Source organism: Streptomyces roseirectus, from assembly GCF_014489635.1.
Classification (GTDB): Bacteria; Actinomycetota; Actinomycetes; order Streptomycetales; family Streptomycetaceae; genus Streptomyces; species Streptomyces roseirectus.
This window is the reverse complement of record NZ_CP060828.1, coordinates 9,143,246-9,163,156: the sequence shown is the minus strand read 5'-3', so window position 1 is coordinate 9,163,156 and position 19,911 is coordinate 9,143,246. Positions and strand designations below refer to the sequence as shown.

Genomic DNA, 19,911 nt, shown 5'->3' with positions numbered 1-19,911 from the left:
GCTCAGGGGCGGACCTCGGCGAGGAAACCGCCCCGAGGCGCGTCCAGTTCCCGCCACACCGTGAACATCAGCGGGGCCAGGGCGATCGACAGATAGACGCCGGCGAAGACCAGCAGAGCGCTCGTCAGTTCCAGCCGGTCGAGGAGCAGCCCGGCGGTGAGGGCGCCCAAGGGGGTGGCCGCCAGCGCGCAGGCGACGACCAGCCCGAAGACCCGGCCGCGCACCCGCTCCGGCACCCGTTCGTAGGCCACCGACATCATGAGCGGGTTCACGACGCCCGACCCGATGCCCGAGACGGCCAGGCCCGCCAGCAGGACCACGGAGGACGGCTGTTGGGCGAGCAGGACGCAGCGCAGTGAGCCGAGCAGGACGAAGCAGCCGACGAAGACGGTCCGGCGGGGCCAGCGGTGCCCGAGCCAGCCGTGCAGAGCGGTCCCCGCGAGCGCGCCGAGTCCGATCGCGGTCACCATGGCGCCGAACAGGGAGCTGCTGTGCAGCACCCGGGCGCCGTAAGCGGGGTACAGGACCGCGTTGAGGCCGCTGTCCAGGGCGTTGGAGACCAGCAGGACACCCACCATGGCGCGCAGCAGCCGGTCGGCGCGCAGGCTCGCGAAGCCGGCCCGGAGCCGGGCGGCGTAGGAGCCGTCGTCGGCGGCGGGCGCGGCGGGTTCGCTCGGTACGAGGGTGTGGACGAGGGCTGCGGCGAGCAGCAGGGCAGCCGCGTCGGCGCACAGCGTGGGGACCGGGCCGACCGTGGCGACCAGCAGGCCCGCCAGCGGGGCGCCGGCCATGGTGCCGATGCGCCGCGCGCCCTCCATCGCGCTGGTGCCCCGCTCGACCGGTGTCCCCGCCCGGCGCATCGCGGCGATCACCAGCACCTGCTTGGCCGTGTCGGCGGGCCCCCGGGCGGCGCCCGCGAGCAGGGCGAGGAGGGCCAGGGCCGGCAGGGGCATGCCGATCGTGCGGTCGAGGACGGGGACGAGCCCGATGGCGAGGGCGGTCAGCAGGTCCGCGGCGACGCTCGCGGTGCGGGCGGGCAGCCGGTCGACGGCGGGGCCGGCGAGGACGGCGGAGCACAGCAGGCCCACCGTCTCGGCCGCCGCGACCGCCCCGGTGCTGATGCCGCTTCCGGTGCTCTGCAGGACGAACCACGGGATGGCGAGCAGGCTCGCCGCGGTGCCCACCGACGAGATGGCGGACACCGCGACCAGCGTGACCAGTGGCACGCGTCTGTTCATGGGCGTCGTACTCCTGTGGACGGGGCCCGTGCCCGGCACGAAGCGCCGGGCACGGGCACGGGGGGAGAGGAAGGGGCGGTCAGCCGGCGGAGTCCATCGCCAGCCGCAGGCTCAGGGGGCGCATGTCGGTCCACACCCGGTCGATGTGGGACAGGCACTCCTCCTTCGTCCCGCGCATCCCGCTCTCGCGCCAGCCGGCCGGGATGTCCCGGTCGCCCGCCCAGACGGAGTACTGCTCCTCATCGTTGACGACCACGGTCCAGTCCTGCGTGGTGATGCCGTTCATGGTGTGCTCCTTCGTTGTCGTGTTTCCATCGGGTGGGCGATGCCTCGCGGTGTCCGGCCCGTCCGGGCCGGAGGCCGCGTTCAGGGGGAGACCGACTCCCGCAGGGCGGCGGACAGCCGCTCCGCGAGGACGGCTCCATGGGGGTCGTCGAGCAGGTTGTGGTGGTTGCCGGGCACGGGGACCTGGTGGACCCGCCCGCGGGTGTGCGGGGTCCAGGCGTCGGGATCGACCAGCGGGGTGTCCAGCTCCGGGTGCCGCTCGGCGGCCGTGAACAGCCGGACGTCGGCTCGCAGGACGGCGCCGGGGCGGTAGGCCGCCGCCGCCTCGCCGTTGGCGCCGGCCACCCGCAGCATCCGCCGCAGGGCGTCGGTCCGGGCCCGGCGGGGAAGGCTGCCCTGCTCGTGGCCCCGGTGGACCAGCGCCGCGATCAGGGACTCCTCGTCCAGCCCGTGGACCTGCTGGGCGTCCAGGCCGGCCGCGATGCCGTAGCGGACGACGTCCGGTACGCCGTCCGGGCTCGCCGGGCGCGGTCCCCGGCCGGGGGCGGAGGTGTCGATGGCGCCGAAGAAGGCGACCGTCTCGCCCGCCGCCTCCAGCCGGGTCGCGATCTCGTACCCCACCGCCCCGCCGAAGGACCAGCCGGCGATCAGGTACGGACCGTGCGGCGCGATCGCGCGGATCTCCGCCAGGTACCGCTCCGCCATGTCCTCCACCCGCCGCAGCGGTGCCTGCGCGGTGTTGTAGCCCAGCGCCTCCACGCCGTACACCCGCCGGGTGCTGCCCAGGGCCTGGGCGAGCGGCAGGTAGCAGCAGGCGTCGCCGCCGCGCGGATGGACGAGGAAGAGCGGCGGCTGCTCCGGGTCGCCGTCGGCGAGCGGGACCACCAGCCGGGCGGCGGTCTCACCGGCGTCCGGCACGGCCTCGCAGAGCAGTTCCACGGTGGGATTGCGGAAGACCAGGTTGAGCGGCAGTTCCACGCCCAGCTCCTGGCGGACGGCGGCGATCAGTTCGAACGCCTTGAGGGAGTGGCCGCCGAGGGCGAAGAAGTCGTCCCGCACGCCCAGCGGCCGTACGTCGAGGACCTGTTCCCAGATGCGGGTCATCCGCAGTTCCAGCGCGTCGCGCGGCAGCAGCAGGCCGTGTCTCGCGCGGGCCGGGTCCACCGCCGGCAGGGCCTTGCGGTCGAGCTTGCCGTTGGGGGTGAGCGGCAGCGCGTCCAGCTCCATCAGCGCCGAGGGCACCATGAAGTCCGGCAGGCTCTCCCGCAGGGTCTCGCGCAGCGCCAGGGCGCTGCCGGTGGGGCCGTCCCACACCACGTAGCCGACCAGGATCGCGTCCACTCCGGTGCCGTGGACCGCGACGGCCGCCTCGGCGACCTCGGGGTGGCGGGCCATCGCGGTCTCGATCTCGCCGAGTTCGATGCGGTGGCCGCGCACCTTGACCTGGCCGTCCCCCCGTCCGCGGTACTCCAGGGTGCCGTCGGGCAGGCGCCGGACCAGGTCCCCGGTGCGGTACATGCGGCCGCCGGGTGCCGCGAACGGATCGGGCAGGAAGCGCTCGGCGGTGAGCCCCGGCCGGCCGGCGTAGCCGCGCACGACACCGTCGCCGGCGAGGTACAGCTCCCCGTAGACCCCGGCCGGCAGCGGCCGCATCCGTTCGTCCAGGACGTGCGCCCGGGTGTTGGCGAGGGGCCGGCCGATCGGCACCGGGCGGCCCGGAGCGTCCCCGCCCAGCCGGTGGGCGGTGGACCAGATCGTGGTCTCGGTCGGTCCGTAGACGTTCCACACACTGCCCACGGCGGCGATCAGGCGTTCGGCGAGGACGGGTGGCAGCGCCTCACCGCCGCACAGGGCCCTGACGTGCGGGTTGCGCCAGCCGGCCTGCATGAGGAGGTGCCAGGTGGCCGGGGTGGCCTGGACGAGGGTGGCGCCGGCCCGGTCCAGTTCCTTGGCGAGCCTGCTGCCGTCGCGGGCCGTGTCCCTGGTGACGATGTGGACCGTGGCCCCGGTCACCAGCGGCACCAGCAGTTCCATGACGGCGATGTCGAAGGAGGCGGTGGTCACCGCGGCGACGACGTCCCCTTCGGTGATCTCCAGTCTGCGGACCATGTCGAGGGCGAAGTTGACGACGCCTCGGTGCGGCACCATGACGCCCTTGGGGCGGCCGGTCGAGCCGGAGGTGTAGATGACGTAGGCGAGGTCGTCGGCGGACCCCCCGGGCGCGGCAGCGGACGGCTGCCGCCGCTGCGTCACCACGTGGTCCACCCGCAGGGTCTGCACCCCGTCCGGAAGCCGCGCGCCGCCATGGTCGTCGCCGCTGGTCAGCAGCGCCCGCGCACCGCTGTCGGCGATCATCAGCTCGACCCGTTCGGGTGGATAGGCGGTGTCGACGGGCACGTACGCCGCGCCGGTCTTCAGGACGGCCAGCAGGGACACCGGCAGGTCCACCGAGCGCTGCACGGACACGGCGACCAGCGACCGCGGCCCGATGCCCCGCGCGCGCAGTACGTCCGCCAACTGTTCCGCCCGCTCGTCCAGTTCGGCGTAGGTCAGGCCGCGTCGCTCGTCGCGGACGGCCACCGCGCCCGGAGTGCGGGCCGTCTGGCGGACGATCATCCCGTGGACGGTCTCGGCCGGCAGCGGTGCCGCCGTGTCGTTCAGGGCGTGCACGAGGTGGTCGTGTTCCGCCGTGTCCAGCAGTTCCAGTTCACTGAACGGACGGCCGGGTGCGGCCACGGCGGCTTCGAGCAGCCGCTCGAAGGATCGCATCATCCGCACGACGGTCCGCCGCTCGAAGAGGTCCGCCGCGAACACGGCGTGGCCGTGCAGGCCGTCGGCGTCCTCCGTCAGATACAGGGAGAGGTCGAACTTGGAGCCGCCGTTGCCGAGTGCCACGGGCTCGGCCGTGAGGCCGGGGAAGCGGGGCGGGCCCGCCGTCTCGTCGTTGAGCACCAGCATCACCTGGAACAGGGGATGGCGGCTGAGGTCCCGCTCGACCCGCATCTCCTCCACGAGCCGTTCGAAGGGGACGTCCTGGTGGGCGTAGGCGCCCAGGGCGGTCTCCCGGGCCCGCGCCACAAGTTCCTCGAAGGTGGGCTCGCCGGACAGGTCGGTGCGCAGGACCAGCGTGTTGACGAAGAAGCCGATCAGGGACTCCAGCTCGGCCCGGTCGCGGCCGGCGATGGGCGCGCCGACGGCGATGTCCGTGCTGCCCGACCAGCGGGCCAGCAGTGCCTGGAAGCCGGCCAGCAGGACCATGAACAGCGTGGCGTTCTGTCGCTGTCCGACGGTGCGCAGGTCCGCCAGGAGCGCCGGTGGGAGGGTGAAGTCGACCTGGTCGCCACGGCCCGAGGGGGTCGCGGGGCGGGGGTGGTCGGTGGGCAGCTCCAGCGGGGTCGTGCCGGTGAGCCGTTCGCGCCAGTACGCCAGCCGGCCGTCCAGCAGTTCGCCGGTGAGGCGTTGTCTCTGCCAGGCCGCGAAGTCCCGGTAGCCGATCGGCGGCGGGGTGGGAGCGGCGCCCTGGTAGGCGGCGTGGAACTCGGCCCAGAGGACTCCGATCGACCAGCCGTCGAAGGCGAGGTGGTGGACGACCACGACGAGCAGGTGTTCCTCGGCCGCGAGCCGGATCAGCCGGGCGCGCAGCAGGGGGGCTCGGGCCAGGTCGAACGGGCGGGCGGCGTCGGCCTCGGCGAGCTCCCGGGCGCGGGCCTCGGCCTGGTCGCGTCCGAGGTCCGTCAGGTCGACGAGCTGCGGTGCGAACACGTCGGCCGGTTCGGTCCGCTGGCGGGGGCCGTCGGGGCCGGGCACGATGCGGGAGCGCAGCACCGAGTGCCGTTCGACGACGCCGCGCAGGGCGGCCAGCGCGGCGCCTTGGTCCAGTGGTCCGGTGAACCGTACGGCGGTCGGCATGTTGTAGTCGGGCCGTCCGGGCTGGAGCTGGTCGAGCAGCCACAGCCGCTGCTGTCCGAAGGAGAGCGGGGCCGGTCCTTCAGAAAGCGGCTCGATCCCGGCGACGGCCCGGTCGGCGCCTTCCAGGGAGCGGGCGAAGTCCGCCAGCACCGGGTGCTGGAACAGCAGGTGGAGCGCGATCTCGCGGCCCAGCACCTCGCGCAGGCGGGAGACCATGCGGGCGGCCTTCAGGGAGTGGCCGCCGAGTTCGAAGAAATGATCGTGCGCGCCGACGCGGCCGCAGTCGAGCACGTCCGCCCAGACGCCGGCCACGGCTTGCTCCAGTGCGGTGCGCGGCGCGCGGTACGCGCGGTGCAGCCGCTCGCCCTCCGGGGCGGGCAGGGCCGTCCGGTCGACCTTGCCGTTGGGCAGCAGGGGCAGCGCGTCCAGTTCGACGAGGACGGAGGGCACCGCGGCCTCGGGCAGGGCGGTGCGCAGGAAGTCGAGCAGGGCGGTGCGCTCGCCGGTGGTGCGCCAGACGACATAGCCGACGAGGTGCCGGTCGGCGCCCTGCCCGTGGGCGGCCGCGACGGCCCGGCCCACGTCGGGGTGGCGGGCCATGGCCGCCTCCACCTCGCCCAGTTCGACGCGGTGGCCGCGGACCTTCACCTGGTTGTCGCGCCGGCCGTGGAACTCCAGGACGCCGTCCGCGCGGCGGCGTACCAGGTCGCCGGTGCGGTACATCCTGCCGCCGGGTGGCGCGTAGGGGTCGGGCAGGTAGGCGGCGGCGGTGCGGGCCGGGTCGCCGAGGTAGCCGCGCGCCACGCCGGGTCCGGCGATGAACAGTTCGCCGACCGCTCCGGCCGGTACCGGTTCCAGGTGTTCGCCCAGGATCAGGCAGCGGGCACCGGGGATCGGGCGGCCGATGGGGATGCGGCCGCTGTCGATGTCCTCGTCGGTCACCACGTGGTAGGTGGAGGTGTTGGTGCACTCAGTGGGCCCGTACTGGTTGACCAGCCGGATCCCGGCGCCGAGGCGGCGGACGTCGCGTGCGCAGCCCGGGGTGAGGGCTTCGCCGGTGGTCATCACCAGGCGCAGCGGCGCCCGGAGCGGGCCGGACGCGGTGGCGGCGAGTTCGCTGAGCAGTGAGGGCACGACGGACAGGACGGCGGTGACCCGCTCCGCCTCCATGAGGGCGAGCAGTGCCTCGGGGTCCCTGGCCTCGTCGTCGGAGGCGACGACCACCCGGGCGCCGGTGCTCAGCGGTGCGAACAGGTCACGGACCGAGGGGTCGAAGGTGAGCGCCGTGCGGGCGAGGACCACGTCCCGCTCGTCCAGGGCGAAGGTGCCGGTGAGGTAGGAGAGGTAGCCGGTGATGCCGCCGTGGCGGACCGCCACGCCCTTGGGCCGGCCGGTGGAGCCGGAGGTGTAGATGACGTACGCGAGGTCGTCCGGGCCCGTGGGCAGCCGCAGGTCGTCGTCCGGGAGGGTGTCGGTGCGGGCCCGCTCCCGGTCGAGGTCGAGCACGGGCGTCCGCCCGGGTACGGCGGCCCGGTCGCCCTGGACGAGGACCAGGGCGGCCCCGCTGTCGTCGAGGACGGTGCGGATCCGCTCGGCCGGGTGGGACGGGTCCACCGGTACGTAGGCCGCACCCGCCTTGAGCACCGCGAGCACGGCGACGACCGTCTCCGCCGAGCGCGGGAGCAGCACCGCGACGGTGTCGCCGCGTCCGGCTCCGTGTTTCCGGATGGACCGGGCCAGCCGGTTGGCGCGCCGGTTGAGTTCGGCGTAGGTGAGGTGTTCGGCGCCGCATGTCACGGCGACCGCGTCGGGGCTGCGGCGGACCTGTTCCTCGACCAGCCCGTGCAGCCGGTCCGCGGCCGCCCGCGGGGCCGCCGGCAGGGTGTGGAGGGCTCGCCGTTCCTCGGGGGTGAGCAGGTCCAGGCGGGACAGCTTGCGGGCGGGGTCGGTCAGGGCATCCCGCAGGAGTCGTACGTAGTGCTCGGCGAGGCGCTCCACGGTGGTGCGGTCGAAGAGGTCGGTGGCGTACTGGAGGGTGCCGAGCAGTCCGTCCGGCAGTTCGGTGAGGGCGAGGCTGAGGTCGAACTTGGCGGTGTTGTTGTCCACGTCCAGGGTCCGCACCGACACGCCGTCCAGGGGAAGGGAGTCGGGCTGCTCGGGGTGGAGCTGGAAGAGCACGTCGAACAGGGGGTTGCGGCTGAGGTCTCGGTCCGGGCGCAGTTCCTCGACGAGCCGGTCGAAGGGGAGGTCCTGGTGGTCGTAGGCGGCCAGGGCGGTGTCCCTGACGCGGGCCAGCAGGTCCTGGAAGGACGGGTCGCCGGACAGGGCGGTGCGCAGGACGAGCGTGTTGACGAAGAAGCCGATCAGCGGCTCCAGTTCGATGCGGCCGCGCCCGGCGATGGGGGTGCCCACCGCCACGTCGGTCTGGCCGCTCCAGCGGGCCAGCAGCGCCTTGAAGCCGGCCAGCAGCACCATGAAGAGGGTGCCGCCGTGCTCCTGGCCGAGTGCGGTCAGGCGGTCGCGGACGTCGGCGGGCAGCCGGAAGGTGAGGCTGTCGCCGGCGCCGGTGCGCACGCGGGGGCGCGGCCGGTCGGTCGGCAGGTCCAGCGGGGTCGTGCCGGCGAGCCTTCCGCTCCAGTGGGCCAGCTCCGCGGCGAAGCCGTCCGAGTCCATGCGCTGCTGCTGCCAGTGGGCGAAGTCGGCGTACTGGATGGGCAGTTCGGGCAGTTCGGGGGTGGCGCCCCGGACGAGTGCGGCGTATCCGGCGGACAGTTCCCGCCACAGGACGGGCATGGACCAGCCGTCGCCGACCGTGTGGTGCAGGATCAGGATCAGGAGGTGGGTGTCCTCGGCGGTGCGGACGATCCGGGCCCGCAGCAGCGGCGCGCCGGTGAGATCGAAGGGGGTGGCGGCCTCGGAGCGGGCGAGGTCGAGTGCCTGGGCCTCGGCCCGGTCCACGGGCAGCGCGCGGAGGTCGGTGAGTTCGGTGGTGAAGACCTCGTCGGGCTCGACGATCTGGACCGGGCGTCCGGCGTCGACGGTGATCCGGGACCGCAGCACCTCGTGGCGGCGGACCACCAGGGCCAGGGCGCTCGCCAGGGCCGCGGTGTCGAGGGGGCCGTCCAGCCGGGCCACGACGGGGATGTTGTAGTCGGGCCGTCCGGGCTGGAGCTGGTCGAGGAACCACAGCCGCTGCTGGGCGTACGACAGCGGCGCGGCCGCGCTCGGGGGGCGGCGGGTGATGACGTCCTGGGCGGCCGGGGCGGCGTGGGTGTCGACGGCGGCAGCGAACCGGTGCAGGACGGGGTGCTCGAACAGCGTCCTCAGCGGGATCTCGGTGCCGAGGCGCCCGCTCAGCCGGGACACCGCGCGGGTGGCGCGCAGGGAGTGGCCGCCGAGGGCGAAGAAGTCGTCGTCGCGTCCGACCCGTTCGACGCCCAGTACCTCCGCCCACACGGCGGCGACGGTCTCCTCGGTCGGGCCGTCCGGGGCGGTGTGCTCGCGCGGGGCGTCGCCCGGCGGTGCCGGGAGCGCGCGCTGATCGAGTTTGCCGTTGGGGGTGAGGGGCAGGTCGTCGACGACGACCAGCGCCGGGACCATGTACTCGGGCAAGGTCGCGGCCAGCGCCCGGCGCACGACCTCCGGATCACAGGAGACGCCGGGTCCGGGGACGACATACCCCACCAGCCGACGCTCCCCCGGAATGTCCTCCCGCACGATCACCGCACTGCGGGCCACACCCGGCACCCGCGCCAACACGGCGTCGATCTCACCGAGTTCGATCCGGAACCCATGAATCTTCACCTGGTCATCGGTACGCCCCAGGTACTCCACCACACCGTCCGCACGCCACCGGGCCAGATCCCCCGTGCGGTACATCCGGCCGCCGGCCGGCCCGAACGGATCCGGAACAAAACGCTCCGCAGTGAGCGCGGGCCGCCCCAGATAACCACGCGCCAAACCCGCCCCGGCAAGGTACAACTCCCCCACGACCCCCACCGGCACCGGCCGCAACTCGGCATCGAGGACGTACAGACGGGTGTTGTCCATCGGGCGGCCGATCGGCAGCCGGCCGTCGGCCGGTGCCGACGGGGTCAGCCGGTGGCTGGTGGCGAAGGTGGTGGTCTCGGTGGGCCCGTAGACGTTGGTGAACACCGTGCCGGGTGCCGCCTCCCGCGCCCGCCGGAAGGCGGTGACCGACGCGGCCTCGCCGCCGGTCCACACCTCCCGCACCCCGGCCAGGATCTCCGGGCACTCCTCGGCCACCAGGTTGAACAGCGAGGTGGTGATGAACAGGGCGGTCACCTCGTGCTCGGTGATCAGACGTCCGAGGGTGGCGGTGTCCAGCTGTCCGGGCGGGGCCACGACGACCTGGCCGCCGTAGAGCAGCGGTACCCACAGTTCGTAGGTGGAGGCGTCGAACGAATGCGGCGAGTGGGCGAGCACCCGCCGGTGGGCGTCGCCGAAGGACCGGTCCAGGGCGAGGGCCGCGACGTTGCCGTGGGTGACGACGACGCCCTTCGGCTCGCCGGTGGAGCCGGAGGTGAACATCACGTAGGCCGCCTGGCCGGGGCTGTGCGGGGCACGGGGCTCGGCTCCGGCGGCGTCGCGGTGGTCCCCGGTGGCGTCCAGGACCGGTACCGGGGAGCCGATGACGACGGGGTGGGTCAGCGTGGCCGGGTCGGCGAGCAGCAGGACGGCCCCGGTCCGCTCCAGGATCCAGTGCGACCTCTGTACCGGGTACCGGTCGTTCAGCGGCACGTAGCAGCCGCCTGCCTTCAGGACCGCCAGCATGGCCGTCACCAGGTCGGCGGACCGCTCCATCAGCAGACCCACCGCGCTCTCCGGGCCCACTCCGGCCGCCGCGAGCCGGCGGGCCAGGGCGTCGGAACGCCGGTCCAGCTCGCCGTAGGTGAGGGTGGTGTCCGCGCAGATCACGGCCACCGTGTCCGGGGTGCGCGCGACCTGCTGGGCGAACAGTTCGGGCAGGGGCACCGCGGGCAGTTCCCGCTCCGGGCCGTGCCGGCGCTCCAGCCGCAGCCGTTCGGCGAGATCGAGCAGGTCCAGCTCGTTCAGCGGCCGGTCGGGGTCCGCGACGGCGCTCTCCAGCAGGCGGACGTAGTGGGCGACGAGGCGTTCGGCGGTGGCGCGGTCGAACAGGTCGGTGTCGAAGACCAGCGAGCCGGCGCAGTGGTCCGCGCGCTCGCCGACGAAGACGCTCAGGTCGAACTGGGCCCCGCCGAAGTCGGCGGGGACCCGCTCCACCGAGACACCGGGCAGGTGGAATCCCCCGGTCTCCTCCTCGGCGGCGGCGATCATGACCTGCACCAGCGGGTTGCGGTCCAGGACGCGCTCCGGCCGCAGCCGCTGCACCAGGCGGTCGAACGGCACCTCCTGGTGGTCGTAGGCGTCCACCGTGGTCCGTCGCACCCGCTCCAGCAGGGCCCGGAAGGTGAGGGCCCGGGGGATCTCGGTGCGCAGCACCACGGTGTTGACGAAGAAGCCGATCAGCGGCTCCAGTTCCATCCGGTCGCGGCCGGCCACCGGGGTGCCGACCGCCACGTCGCTCTGGCCGCTCCAGCGGGCCAGCAGCGCCTGGAAACCGGCCGTCAGCGTCATGAAGACGGTGGCGTCCGCCGCGCGTGCCAGGTGCCGCAGCCGGTCGGTCAGTGCGGGGGTGAGGGTGAAGTCCACGCTCTGCCCCCGGCCGCTCCGGGCGGCCGGGCGCGGGCGGTCGGTGGGCAGTTCCAGCGGGGCGAGGCCGCTCAGCCGCTCCTCCCAGTACCTCAGGGAGCCGTCGAACTCGCCGCGCTCGAAGCGCCGGCGCTGCCAGTGGGCCCAGTCCCGGTAGGCGACCGGCAGGTCGGGCAGCGGCTCGGCTGCGGGGGCCGGGGCGCGGTAGGCGGCCCCCAGTTCCTTCCACAGCAGGGCCATCGACCAGCCGTCGGTGGCGATGTGGTGGATCGTCAGCAGGAACAGGTGGTCGTCGTCGGCGAGCCGGACGAGCAGGGCCCGCACCAGCGGACCGGTGGCCAGGTCGAAGGGCTTGCGGGCCTCCTCGACGGCCCATGCCACGGCCCGCTGTTCGAGGTCGGCTCCGTCCGGACCGCTCAGGTCACGTACGGGCAGCGGCACCTCGCCGGGCGGCAGGGGGACGGGGCGGGCAGTGCCGTCGTGCTCCTCGAACACGGTGCGCAGCGATTCGTGGCGCCGTACCACTGAGGTCAGGGCGTGCCGCAGCCGGTCGGTGTCCAGGGGGCCGCGCAGCCGCAGCAGTTCGGGCACCGCGTAGCCGGCCGTGTCGCCGAGGATGCGGTCGGTGAGCCAGAGCCGTTCCTGGGCGAAGGACGCGACGGGTCCGGCCGGGCTCGGGGGGATGACGTGGTCGGGGCGGGTGGTCTGCCGGTCGCGGGCCGACTGGACGCGGCGCCGGAGCAGTTCCCGGGCGGCCGTCAGCCGGTCCGTCCCGGACACCTCGATCGGTCGGCTGTCCTCGATGGTCACGCGATCCCTCCCTGGTGGGTGTGGGTCCGCTCGCTGCCGGTGCGCAAGAGCTCTTCCAGCAGTGCGGTTTCTACGGCGTCGGCCAGTGCGGCGACGGTGGGACGGTCGAACAGGGTGTGCAGGGGCAGGTCCAGCCCCAGGGAGTGGCGGAGTCTGGCCATCACCCGGGTGGCGCGCAGGGAGTGGCCGCCCAGGTCGAAGAAGTTGTCGTGACGTCCGATCAGGGGGGCGCCGAGGATTTCGGCCCACAGGCCGGCGACGAGTTCTTCGGTCTCGGTGGCGGGCGGGACGTACTCCGCGGCGGGGGCCGAGGGGGCGGGCAGGGCCCTGCGGTCGAGTTTGCCGTTGGGGGTGAGGGGCAGGTCGTCGACCACGACCAGCGCCGGAACCATGTACTCGGGCAGAGTCGCGGCCAGCGCCCGGCGCACGACCTCCGGATCACAGGCGACGCCGGGTTCGGGAACGACGTATCCCACCAGCCTCCGCTCCCCCGGAGCGTCCTCCCGCACGATCACCGCGCTACGGGCCACACCCGACACCCGCGCCAACACCGCGTCGATCTCACCGAGTTCGATCCGGAACCCGTGAATCTTCACCTGGTCATCGGTACGCCCCAGGTACTCCACCACACCGTCCGCACGCCACCGGGCCAGATCCCCCGTGCGGTACATCCGGGCACCGGCCGGCCCGAACGGATCCGGGAGGAAACGCTCCGCAGTGAGCGCCGGCCGACCGAGATAACCACGCGCCAAACCCGCCCCGGCAAGGTACAGCTCACCCACGACCCCCACCGGCACAGGCCGCAACTCGGCATCGAGGACGTACAGACGGGTGTTCCAGATGGGCCGGCCGATGGGGACCGGGCCGGGGCCGGGGCGGCACTCCCAGAAGGTCACGTCGACGGCGGCCTCGGTGGGGCCGTACAGGTTGTGCAGCGGTACGTCGAGCACTTCGTGGAAGCGGTTCTGCGTCTGCTCGGACAGTGCCTCACCGCTGCACACCACCCGGCGCAGCGAGCGGCAGCCGGCCGCCGTCGGTTCCTCCAGGAAGGCCGCGAGCATCGACGGCACGAAGTGGACGGTGGTGATCCGCTGTTCCTGGATCGTGCGGGCCAGGTAGGCGGGGTCCTTGTGCCCGTCCGGCCGCGCCACGACCAGCGTGGCGCCCTCCAGCAGCGGCCAGAAGAACTCCCAGACGGAGACGTCGAACCCGAACGGGGTCTTCTGCAGCACCCGGTCGCTGTCGTCCAGCCGGTAGGCGTCCTGCATCCACGCCAGGCGGTTGACGATGGCGTCGTGCGTCACCACGACGCCCTTGGGGCGGCCGGTGGAGCCCGAGGTGTAGATGACGTAGGCCGGGTCGGAGCCGGTCGGGCGGGCCGGTTCCGCCGCCGTCGCTGCGGCAGCGCCCGGGTCGGCCCCGTCCGCCCCGTCGGCGGTGTCGGCCGTCTCGTCGAGCAGCATGCGCGGCACCGCCGGCTCGTCCGGGAGTGCGGCGGCCGTGGCGCTCTCGGTGATCAGCAGGGCGGGGGCGGCGTCGGCCAGGAGGTAGGCGACGCGGTCGGCGGGCAGTCCGGGGTCCACCGGCAGATAGGCGGCGCCCGACTTCAGGACGGCCAGCAGCGCGACCACCATCTCGGTCGACCGGTGCAGGGCCACGGCCACGATCCCCTCGGGGCCTGCGCCCCGGGCCCGCAGGCGCGCGGCGAGCCGGTCGGCGCGGGCATCGAGTTCCCGGTAGGTGAGCGTCTCCTCCTCGAAGACGGTCGCGGTCCGGTGCGGATCACGGGCGGCCCGCCGCTCGAAGAGGTCGGCCAAGGTGCCCTCGGGAACGGGACGGGCGGTGTCGTTCCACTCCCGCAGGACGCGGTGGCGCTCCTCGGCGGACATCAGCTCGACCGCGCCGACCGGGAGGTCCGGCTGCTCGGCCACCGCGGTGAGCAGTCGCCGCAGTACGTCGGCCATGCCGTGCGCGAGGGACGGGTCCAGTACGTCGGGCCGGTGGTCCAGGTTGAGGCACAGCCGCTCGCCGGGCAGGACGACGAGGTTGACGGTGTAGTGGGTGGCGTCCGTGCCCTCGACGCCGGCGAGCCGCAGTCCGGCGGCCGCGCCGCTGAGGCTTTCCTCGTCGACCGGGTAGTTCTCGAAGGCCACGGCGGTGTCGAAGAGGGTGCCCAGTCCCGCCTGGTGCTGGATGTCGGCGAGGCCGAGGTGCTGGTGGTCGAGGAGCGGGGTCTGCTCGTCCTGGAAGCGTGCCAGGGCCTCGACGAGCGGTTCGTCCTCCCTGATCCGGAAGCGCACCGGGAGGGTGTTGATCAGCAGGCCGACCATGTGCTCGATGCCGGGGAGGTCGGGGGTCCGCCCGGAGACCGTGCCGCCGAACACGACGTCGTCGCGGCCGGTGAACCGGCTCAGCAGGATCGCCCAGCTTCCCTGGACCACGCTGCTCAGCGTCACTCCGGCGGAGCGGGCGCGGGCGGTGAGGCGCGCGGTGAGGTCGGCGTCCAGTTCGACGGGGATGCGCTCGGGCAGGGTGGCGACGCGATGGAGTTCGGTGCCGGCCAGGAGGGTCGGCACCGCCGGCCCGTCCAGTGCGCGCTGCCAGGCGGCGGCCGCGGCGGCGCGGTCCTGGCGGGCGTGCCAGGCCAGGTAGGAACGGAAGGGCTCGGCCGGTTCCGGCGTCCACGGGGTGTGCCCGGCGCACGCGGCGTAGCCGGCGAGGAGTTCCTTCAGCAGCACCGCGGCGGACCAGCCGTCCCAGAGGATGTGATGGTTGGTCATCACCAGGCGGTGCTCGCTCTCCCCGAGCCGGACGAGGGTGAAGCGCACCAAGGGTGGCCTGGCCAGGTCGAAGCGGCGCAGCCGGTCCTCGTCGAGCAGGCGGGTCAGCGCCTCCTGCCGTGCCCCGTCCCCGAGGCCGGACAGGTCCGTCACGTCGAGGGGGGCGTCCACCTCGGCCAGGACGATCTGGACGGGCTCGGTCAGGCCGTGGTCGGTGAAGCCCGCCCGCAGGGCGTCGTGGCGGCGCAGCAGGGTGCGCAAGGACTCCTTGAGCGCCGGCAGGTCGAGCGGGCCGCGCAGGTCGAGGATGAGCTGCCCGGTGTAGGCGTCGACGGTCTGCTCGTCGTAGGAGGCGTGGAAGAACAGGCCCTCCTGGAGCGGCGAGAGCGGCAGGACCTCGGCCAGGCCGGGGTGGGTGTCCGCGAGCCGGTCCAGCCGGATCCGGTCGAGCTGTACGAGGGGGCAGTCGGCCGGGGTGAGCCGGTGCGCCCCGGCCTCGTCGGACCAGGCCGCCAGCAGCCGCAGGGCCTGGGCCCAGTCGTCGGCGAGTCCGGTGGCCTCGGTCTCGGAGAGCAGCGCCCGCGGCCAGGTGAACCGCGCGGTCAGTTCGTCGGAGCCGGACCGACCGCGTACCAGGACGTCGATCTGCAGGCAGTGTTCGGCCGGCATCTCCGGCGGGGTGTCGGCCCCGAGGGCGCTGCTCTCGGGAGCCGGTTTCCAGGGGCCTTCGTCGGCGGCGGGGAAGCGGCCGAGGTAGTTGAAGAGGATGGGCGGCTGCGGCAGTCCGGCCAGCTCCGTGCGGGCTGTGGGGTGGAGGTGGCGCAGCAGGCCGTAGCCGGCGCCGTTCGGCAGGGCCGCGAGGTCGTCCCGTACCCGCCGGGCCAGGTCGGCGAGTGCGGGGCCGCCGCGCCAGGCCGCGGTCAGGTCGAGTCCCCGCAGGTCGATACGGGCCGGGTACTGGGTGGTGAACCAGCCGACGGTACGGGAGAGGTCGGGGCCGCCGGCGGGGTGGGCGTCGCGGCCGTGCCCCTCCAGGTCCACCAGGAGGGAGGCCATCGCGGCTGCCCGGCTGCCGGAGCGCTGCTGTCCGCGGTGCGCGGCCAGGGCCAGTGCGGCGAGCATCAGCCCGTCGGGGCCGGTGCGCAGGGCCGCGCCGGTGGTGGTCAGCAGTGGCTGGACCACCTCGGCGGGCAGGGTGACGGTCAGGGTGCGGGTGGTGGCCGCCGTGTCGCGCGCGGGGTCGGGCACCCGGTCGGTCAGCGGGGCCGGGACGGGGTCGGCGGGGCTCAGGATGCCGCGCCACAGCGGGAGTTGCCCGGTGGTGGACGAGTCGAGGGCCAGTGCGCCGAGGTGCTTGGCCCAGGTGGGGAAGGGGGTCTCGACCGGCTGGAGCTGGACCGGCCGGCCTGCGGACACCGCCGCCCATGCCTCGGCCAGGTCCGCGAGCAGCACCCGCCAGGAGACGCCGTCGACGACCAGGTGGTGCAGGCAGAGCAGGAGTCGGCCCGGCCGGTCACGGCCGAAGTCGAACCAGATGGCCTGCGTCACCGTTCCGGCCGCGGGGTCCAGCCGTCCGGGGGCGGCCTCGGTCTCCCGGGCGACGGCCGCTCGGCGGGCCTCCTCGTCGAGGCCGGTCAGGTCGACGCGGGTGAGGTGGACCGGCGCCGGGCGGGGCTGGATGCGGCAGGCGGGCTCGGCGCCCTCGGCGGTTTCGGTACGCAGGCGCAGCATGTCGTGGTGGTCGAGGAGTGCCTGGAGGACGGCCGTGAGGCGGTCCTGGTCGGTGTCCGCGGGGGTCTGCACCAGCACCGACTGGCTGAAGCGGTCCACTGGGCCGGGGGTGTCCAGCAGCCACCGCATGATCGGGGTGAGGGGGACGTCGGGGTCGGCCGCGGCGGTCTGGGGGGCGGGGTCGGCCGCGGCGGCCTCGGTGTCGAGGGCCGCTGTCTCGGCCGCGTCGCGGGCCAGGGCCGCCGGCGTGCGGTGGGTGAAGACGTCGCGGAGCGTCATCGTCAGCCCGGCCGCGCGCGCCCGGCTCACCAGGGTCAGCGCGGTGATGCTGTCACCGCCCAGCTCGAAGAACCCCTCCTGCGCACCGACCTTCTCGCGCCCCAGCACCTGTGCGAACAGACCGCACAGCACCGCCTCCGTGCCGAAGCTCGGCAGCGAAGTCCCGGCGGCCGGCTCGGGCGGCTTGGGCGACTCGGGCGGCACGGCGAGTTCCGCGGCCAGGGCCTTGCGGTCCAGCTTCCCGCTGGTGGTCAACGGCAGGCTCGCCCGGACGACATAGCTGTGCGGGACCATGTAGTGGGGCAGCGCCTCGGCGAGGTGGGACCGCAGGGCGGCGGGTACGGGCTGCGGGCCTGCGGCGCCGACCACGTGGGCGACCAGTCGCCTGCCGCCGGCCGGCAGCTCCTGGACCAGGACGGCGGCCTGCGCGACGGCCGGGTGCCGGATCAACTCCGTCTCGATCTCGCCCAGTTCGATCCGGTGACCGTTGATCTTCACCTGCTGGTCGATCCGGCCCAGGAACTCCAGTTCTCCCCGGTCGTTCCAGCGGACCAGGTCGCCGGTCCGGTACATCCGCGTGCCGGGGGTGTCGGACCAGGGGGCGGGGACGAACCGGCCCGCTGTCAGGCCGGAGCGGCCGAGGTAGCCGCGCGCCAGCCCGTCGCCGGAGACGCACAGTTCGCCCGGAACGCCGGGCGGCACCAGCCGCAGTTGGGCGTCCACCACGTAGAGCCGGTGGTTGACCGTGGGCCGGCCGATCGGCGGGGCCGTTCCTCCCGAGGGCGCGGTGCAGCGGTGCATGGCCACCACGACGGTGGTCTCGGTGGGGCCGTAGGTGTTCCAGACCTCGCGCCCGGGGGCCGCCCAGCGGTCCACGACGTCGCCGGAGGGGGCCTCGCCGCCGGTGGAGACGAAGGTGAGCGCGGGCAGGGCGGAGGGGTCGAGCAGCGGCATGAGGGCGGTGGGCAGGTCGGCGACGGTGACCGCCTGAGTGGCCATCAGGTCCTGCAGCCGGTCGATGTCCAGCCGCTCCTCGTCGGTGGCCAGCACCAGCGTCCCGCCGCTGAGCAGCGCCCCGAAGATCTCCAGGACGGAGACGTCGAAGGTGAGCGCCGCGAAGCCGAGGAAGCGGGACTCGGGGCCGACCCGGCAGGCCGCGAGGTTCTGAAGGGTGAAGCCGACGGCGGCGCCGTGGCTGACGACCACGCCCTTGGGCTGCCCGGTGCTGCCGGAGGTGTAGAGCATGTAGGCGGCGCGGGCGGGGCTGACGTCGGCGGCAGCGGCCGGATCCGGGGCCGGGGCTGAGGCCGGGGCTGGGGTTCCCGCCTCTTCCTGTGCCGACGGCCCGCGCCGCGCCGGCGGTTCGACCGGGACCACGGTCCGCACGGCGGCGGGCAGCCGGTCGGCCAGTTCCGGCCGGCTCACCACGGTGTCGATCGCGGCGTCCTGGACGATGTACTCCAGACGGCGCGGCGGCAGACCCGGGTCGAGGGGGACGTAGCAGCCGCCGGCCTTGAGGACCGCCAGCACGGCGGTGACCATGCCCGGGGAACGGTCGACGCAGACACCGACGGGCCGGTCCGGGCCGGTGAGCGGCCGCAGCCGCCGGGCGACCTCTTCGGACCGCTCCTCCAGTTCGCGGTAGGTGACCTGCTCGCCGTCGCAGACGACGGCCACCGCCTCCGGGGTGCGCCGGGCCTGCTCCTCGAAGAGCTGGTGCAGGCCCCGGCCGGCGGCGACCGGTGCGGTGCCGCCGTCGCCGTACTCCAGCAGGACCCTCAGGTCGGCCGGGGAGAGGATGTCGAGACCGCCGACGGTGGTGTCCTCGGCGGCCCGTGCGACGGTGGCGACGAAGTCGGCGATACGGCTCTGGTGCGCGGCCAGTTCATCGAGGTCGCAGCGGGCGGCGTCCACCTCGAACTGGAGGCCGATGGTGCCGTCGCCGCGCTCGTAGACGTTGGTGGAGAGGTAGTCGACCGGCCCGACGCTGAGGTTGTGGGCGGTCGCGGGCAGTCCCGCGAAGGTCACGTCGTAGTCGAAGGCCATGACGTTGACGGCGGCGTCCCACAGCCTGCGGCCGCTCTCGCCGAGGGCGAGGTCCCGCTTCAGGTCGTCGACGGGATAGCGCTGGTGCCGCAGCCCCTCGCGCACGGCCTGGGAGGTCTGCCGTACCAGGTCCTCGACCGTGGTGGCGGAGGTGACCGTGAGCCGCAGCGGAAGGATGTTGGAGAACACGCCGTGGGCGGCGCGGGCGGCGGGGGTGGTGCGGCCGGTCACCGGCAGGCCGAGGACCAGGTCCTCCGCTCCGCTGACGCGGTGCAGATAGGCGGCGGCCGCGGCCAGCACGACGACCGTCCACCTGGTCCGGGTGCGCCGGGCGAGGGCCCGCAGCGCCTGCGCGGTCTCCGGCCCGAGGTCGGTGCGGCGGCGGAGTACCCGGCCCGAGGGAGTCACCCCGGTGCGGCCGCCGAAACTGACGGTTTCCGGGAGGCCCGTCATCCGCTCCAGCCAGTAGGCCCGGTCCTGCGCGAACTGCTCCGAGCTGCGGTAGTCCCGGTCCTCCGTCACGATCTGCCGCAGCGGAGCGCCGGTGGCGGGGGCGAGCGGTGTGCCGTTCACCAGGGCGGTGTACGCCTCGGCGACCCGGCGGATCATCATGGCGCCCGTGACGCCGTCGACCACGATGTGGTGGGGCGCGTGGAGCCAGAAGTAGCGTTCGGGTCCGGCGCGGAAGAGCAGGTGGCGGTCCAGCGGATCACGGGCGAGGTCGATGGGCCGGGCGAGCATCGCCCGCATGTGCTCCTCCGCCCCGGCCCGGGGGTCGGGGTGGTCGCTGACGTCCACCACGTCCAGTTCCAGCGGCGCCGTCCGGTGCGGAACCTGCCAGACCTGGCCGTCCTCCTCCACGAAGCGCACCTGCAGGCATTCGGTCTCGTCGATCATGATGCGCAGGGCTTCCTGGAAAAGTCCGGCATCGACCGCGCCACGGATTTCCAGGTATTCGGCAATGTGATAGTCGCAGCTCTCGGGATTGAGCTGCTGGGCCACCCAGATGCCGGCCTGCGGGGACGTCAGAGGCAGACGGTCGCGCTCCTCAGCGGACATGCGGTTGTCTCTTCTCACTCGGCGGAACGACGGGCGATGTCGTGGTCGGCGTCCACTGTGCAAGGCCGAGAGAAAGCCCG

At 74.0% G+C, this 19,911-nt stretch carries 4 protein-coding genes; all 4 read right to left on the bottom strand.

All coding sequences use genetic code 11. The features are described from left to right. Positions 1-2 precede the first annotated feature (2 nt). The 4 genes from IAG44_RS39340 to IAG44_RS39325 all read right to left on the bottom strand — a co-directional run bounded on the left by IAG44_RS39340 (position 3) and on the right by IAG44_RS39325 (position 19,831). The gene (locus IAG44_RS39340; protein ID WP_187751812.1) at positions 3-1,238 is read right to left on the bottom strand and encodes an MFS transporter; all 1,236 of its coding nucleotides are present in this window, start codon (positions 1,236-1,238) and stop codon (positions 3-5) included. Between the two features lie 79 nt (positions 1,239-1,317). Beyond that, entirely contained in the window at positions 1,318-1,524 is a 207-nt protein-coding gene (locus tag IAG44_RS39335) for an MbtH family protein (protein ID WP_187751811.1), read from the bottom strand. Positions 1,525-1,604: 80 nt separating this feature from the next. After that, positions 1,605-11,936 (bottom strand): non-ribosomal peptide synthetase, encoded by a 10,332-nt coding sequence (locus tag IAG44_RS39330; RefSeq protein ID WP_187751810.1) that lies wholly within the window; start codon positions 11,934-11,936, stop codon positions 1,605-1,607. Then, positions 11,933-19,831, bottom strand: a complete 7,899-nt coding sequence (locus tag IAG44_RS39325; protein ID WP_187751809.1) for a non-ribosomal peptide synthetase — start codon at positions 19,829-19,831, stop codon at positions 11,933-11,935. The genes IAG44_RS39330 and IAG44_RS39325 overlap by 4 nt, the downstream gene beginning before the upstream one ends. Positions 19,832-19,911 lie beyond the last annotated feature (80 nt).

Coding starts and splice junctions, on each gene's coding strand:
- IAG44_RS39340 (WP_187751812.1), bottom strand. CDS start 1,238: ATGAACAGACGCGTGCCACTGGTCACGCTGGTCGCGGTGTCCGCCATC.
- IAG44_RS39325 (WP_187751809.1), bottom strand. CDS start 19,831: ATGTCCGCTGAGGAGCGCGACCGTCTGCCTCTGACGTCCCCGCAGGCC.
- IAG44_RS39335 (WP_187751811.1), bottom strand. CDS start 1,524: ATGAACGGCATCACCACGCAGGACTGGACCGTGGTCGTCAACGATGAG.